Genomic DNA, 2,314 nt, shown 5'->3' with positions numbered 1-2,314 from the left:
GGGAGAGCGCCCATGATGTCCGAGGTCCAGGTCCACACCATCGCGCGGCAGATGCTGGAACAGCACGGCTTTGCGGCGATCGCGAAGGCCGCCGAGCAGGCGCAGGCCTGCGAGGGCCGCGGCGAGGCGGAGGACGCGAAGGAATGGCGTCACATCGCCGATGCCATGAAGATCATGCGCGGTCCGCACCAGAGCTGAGGCGCCGGCGTCTCAGCGTTCCTCCTGATCGGTGCCGTGCGTCGGAGCGCGATGTTGCGTCTGCGCCTGGCCGTGCGCGCCCGTCTCCCTGCAGGGAAGCTGCACCCACGCGCCGTCGGGCCCCTTCTGGTAGGCGCTGCAGGATGATGAGGCCGACTTGTCCTCATCCTTCGCCGCGTCGGAATTTTTCGCCAGCGCGGCGGTGCTCAGCGCGGCAAGCACGACGGCGAGGGCGAGAGGCGCTATTGGCATCGCATGGTCCCTAGTTCTTGCTGTGAATGAACCCCGCCAGCTTCGCCTTCTGGGCCTCACACCAGTCGGGCATGCCGAGCCGGCGCTGATCGAGGTCGGTCGTCTGGGTGGCGATGGCGACTTCGGTCATGAGATCGTCGTCCTGGCGCTCGCCCATCTTGCCGCCGGTGTGCATGAAGGCGATCGCCTTGCGCACCTGTTCCGTGGTGCCGTCGGGCAGGTGCATGTCCTGCGCCCTCTGCACGAGATCCTGATAGACGAGGTCCGTGCCGGGGCACTCGACCTTGGCGGCGAACGCCTGCAGCACCATCGTCACATAGACCGACCGCGGCTCGGCCTGAGCCGGTGCAGCGATCAGCAGCAAGCCCGCGATCAACAATCCGTAGCGCATCCCTTAGCCTCCCCTTGGCCTCCCGATTTTTCCTGGAGGCTACCGCCCGCGCCCGCGCTCTGCAATGGTCCGAACGGATTGCCGCGCGTGGCATCGCCGCGCTAACGTCAAAGTGAGCAATTGGAGGAACGTGCGATGCTCCTGGGCACGCCATTCGACCCCGTGCGCGACAGGGCGCTCGTCACCGGGGCCGGCAACGGCATCGGCCGCGCCATCGCCCAGGCGCTGGTCGGCGAGGGCGTGCGAACCGTGTTTGCGGACCTGCACGGGGAACGCGTGGCGGCCGCGATCAAGGCTGCGCCCCGGCCGGAACTGGCCGTGCCCTGGGCCGGCGATCTCTCGAAGCCCGAGGCCTGCGACGCGCTGCTCTCGGCCGCGCGCGACGCGTTGGGCGAGGTCACGCATTTCGTGCACAGCGCCTCGCCGCCGCGGCGCGAGGCCGACCATGCGCTCGCGGTCGATCGCAAGACCTGGCAGGACATGCACGCCGTCAACCTCGATGCCGGCTTTCATCTGGCGCGCGAGATCGCAAAACGGTTGATCGGCGCGAAACAGCCGGGCTCGTTCCTGTTCCTCACCTCGCTGCACGCGGGAACGCCGCGCAACCTGCCGCACTATTCGACGGCGAAGGCGGCAATGGCGATGCTGGTGAAGGAACTCGCCAAGACGTTCGGCCGTTACAACATCCGCGTCAACGCGCTGGTGCCGGGTGCGATCGCGGCCGGCGGGTTCGTCGCCGATCCGGCGCTGGCGCGCCATATCCCGCTCGGCCGGCTCGGCCAAGCCGAGGATCTCGCACCGATGGCGCTTGCGGTGCTCTCGAACAGACTGTCGGCCTACGTCACCGGCGCGTCCATCGCGGTCGACGGCGGCCTGTCGCTGACCAACTGGTTCGAGCCGCCGGTGTTGGACGTCTGATCAGTCCGATCGTCGCCAACTCGGAACCGGATCGAGCGGCGTCCGATAGAGCTCCCTGTGATCGGGATCGGTGACGCGAACCGCGCAACCCCTGTGCTGCAGCTCGGGCTTCACCTGCGACAACTCGGTCGCGAGCTGGTCGGCGCGATCGGAGGCGACCTCGATGTCTTCGAGGATGATGCCGCCCTGGTTCTTGATTTCTTCACCAACCACGAGATCGAAATAGTAATAGGGCATCTGAATTCCCCAAACGTCACTTCATGCGCGATGCTACCACTGAGTCGATGCTTCCCGAATGAAGACGCCGCGCAATCTCTGTGCTTATGGCGCAAGAATCATGTGCATCGCGCGGTGACGTTAACGATTGATTAAACATGTTGGCGCGATGCTTGCCGCGTGGAATTGCAATGGAACCGGGCTTCGGGAACCGGCAGTTGCAAGAGAAGGCCGGCGGCATAGATCCCGACGGCCTTTTCTCTTGGCCGATCTCTTGGCCGACATCCGCCTCCGTCAGCGGACCGGCATCGGCGGGCGCACCACGGGTCCGTCGTCGTC

Annotated in this window: 5 protein-coding genes; 2 read left to right on the top strand and 3 right to left on the bottom strand. The window is 66.3% G+C overall.

Going from position 1 to position 2,314, the window contains the following annotated elements; translation table 11 throughout:
* Window positions 1-12 precede the first annotated feature (12 nt).
* Window positions 13-198, top strand: coding sequence for a hypothetical protein (locus tag KGM94_RS25015; RefSeq protein ID WP_300265368.1), 186 nt, complete (start codon window positions 13-15; stop codon window positions 196-198).
* Between the two features lie 12 nt (window positions 199-210).
* On the opposite strand, the gene KGM94_RS25010 is transcribed toward KGM94_RS25015, so the two are convergent.
* Window positions 211-450: a hypothetical protein gene (locus KGM94_RS25010; protein WP_300265365.1), complete on the bottom strand. Its 240-nt coding sequence runs from the start codon at window positions 448-450 to the stop codon at window positions 211-213.
* A gap of 10 nt (window positions 451-460) precedes the next feature.
* Window positions 461-841: a hypothetical protein gene (locus KGM94_RS25005; RefSeq protein WP_300265362.1), complete on the bottom strand. Its 381-nt coding sequence runs from the start codon at window positions 839-841 to the stop codon at window positions 461-463.
* Window positions 842-976: 135 nt separating this feature from the next.
* Here KGM94_RS25005 and KGM94_RS25000 point away from each other — a divergent pair, with 135 nt between their 5' ends.
* Window positions 977-1,759, top strand: coding sequence for an SDR family oxidoreductase (locus KGM94_RS25000; RefSeq protein WP_300265359.1), 783 nt, complete (start codon window positions 977-979; stop codon window positions 1,757-1,759).
* Here the strand turns inward: KGM94_RS25000 and KGM94_RS24995 are convergent, their stop codons facing one another.
* Complete coding sequence (locus KGM94_RS24995; protein WP_300265357.1) at window positions 1,760-1,996, bottom strand: hypothetical protein; 237 nt, start codon at window positions 1,994-1,996, stop codon at window positions 1,760-1,762. It lies immediately after the preceding gene.
* Between the last annotated feature and the right edge of the window lie 318 nt (window positions 1,997-2,314).

The organism is Bradyrhizobium sp., assembly GCF_028868675.1.
In the GTDB taxonomy this organism is placed as follows: Bacteria; Pseudomonadota; Alphaproteobacteria; order Rhizobiales; family Xanthobacteraceae; genus Bradyrhizobium.
This window is presented reverse-complemented; position numbering and strand designations above follow the sequence as displayed.